General features: G+C 50.5%; 2 protein-coding genes and 1 pseudogene. All 3 read left to right on the top strand.

Annotated features, from left to right (window positions below; translation table 11 throughout):
* A partial coding sequence (locus tag R8N28_RS24520; protein ID WP_318183582.1) for a hypothetical protein occupies window positions 1-520 on the top strand: 520 nt, incomplete at its 5' end.
* 9 nt (window positions 521-529) lie between these two features.
* Entirely contained in the window at window positions 530-1,228 is a 699-nt protein-coding gene (locus R8N28_RS24525; RefSeq protein ID WP_318183583.1) for an ABC transporter ATP-binding protein, read from the top strand.
* A pseudogene (locus tag R8N28_RS24530) lies at window positions 1,216-1,511 on the top strand (ABC transporter permease); the annotation flags it as partial. The gene R8N28_RS24525 and the pseudogene R8N28_RS24530, both read left to right, overlap by 13 nt.

Here is a 1,511-nt window from a genome sequence, read left to right on the forward strand (position 1 = left end):
TTTGGTGGATACTGTACATGACGAGCTTTCACAATTAGTTCAAAAGCAAGGCGCTACGCCTGTGACATTGGTTTACCTTGGCAGCAGTGAAACCTTGCAAGGGCGCGATGCGTTTATGCCATGGAACAAGATGAAGTTCACTGAACGTGGGCTTGCCACCATTCAGAAAGGTTTGGATTTAATGGCGAATCAACCTATGCCGATTCAAGCGCAGCAGCGTTTACAAGGGCTACCAGAATATCAATTGGCTACTGCGATGGCGGCCACCACTTACACTTCGCTTCCGGATATGTTTAATCACTTTGAGCGTGGGTACGGGCTGTACCTGACTCTGCTTGATGAACCGAGCTTCAATCAACAACCGTTCGCGGCAACGGCTTGGGTTTACCTTTACGCCATTGAAGCAGCGCTGCGTGCTGAGGACATGGAGCAAGCGCAGAAATGGTTGGCGAAAATGGAAAGTTTCGATAGCACTCACTTAGAAACGCAAACTGCCAAAGCGTTACTGGCTAAACATTAAGGAGGCGTCATGATCGTTTTCAGTCAACTCAGTCGCGATTACACCCTTGGCAGCCAAACCGTACGCGCGTTGCAAGAAGTCTCTGGTGAGGTGTTTGCCGGTGAAATGGTGGCGCTGTGTGGGCCTTCCGGCTCAGGAAAAAGTACCTTACTCAATGTGCTTGGCATGTTGGATTCTCAATATCAAGGTCAGGTAACGTTTGCTGGTCAACCTTACCCGAGTGGACAAATGCAGGCTGCGAAAATGCGCCGTGAAAAGCTGGGTTTTATATTCCAAAAATTCAACTTGGTGCCAGTGATGACGGCTTTGGAGAACGTCGCTTATCCGTTGCATCTCAACGGTTTTTCAAAAACTGAACAAACCGAACTTGCCACACAAATGTTGGAACATGTGGGGCTGGGCGAATTTATCCATCACATGCCCGATAACTTGTCTGGTGGTCAGCAGCAACGGGTAGCGATTGCTCGCGCTTTGGTTCACAAACCTGCATTAGTGATTGCCGACGAGCCAACAGCAAGCCTCGATAGTCAAACCGCAAACAAAGTCATCGATATCATGAAAGAGCTCGGGCACGAGTTTGGTACCACCTTCATTGTCGCCACTCACGACCCTCGCATGGCATCACGCTGCGATCGCACCATCGAGCTGGTGGACGGCAAAATCATCCAAACGCACGCCAGTGTGAAGGAGGTCTCATGGGCAAGTTGATCGCACGCTGTTTGCCTGATTCGCTACGTATTGCGTTGCTCAATTTGCAGCGCAATCGTCGTCGCAGCGCACTCTCAGCCAGCATTATCGCCATCGCGGTGTATGCGCTAGGCAGTGCGGGCGGTTTTGGCCTGTACACCTACGACAGCCTCAAAGAGTCAACCGCTAGAGATACTGGTCATTTGACCATCAGTACGCCTGGCTACTTCGAAAAAGAAGAAGAGATGCCGCTGAGCAACGGCTTAAGCAATGCCGACTCTTTGATGCGTGATCTCATGGGTCT

The organism is Vibrio sp. Vb1554, from assembly GCF_033344235.1.

What these genes read in the sequence shown, in the direction of transcription:
- R8N28_RS24525 (WP_318183583.1), top strand. Translation starts at nt 530, where the DNA reads ATGATCGTTTTCAGTCAACTCAGTCGCGATTACACCCTTGGCAGCCAA.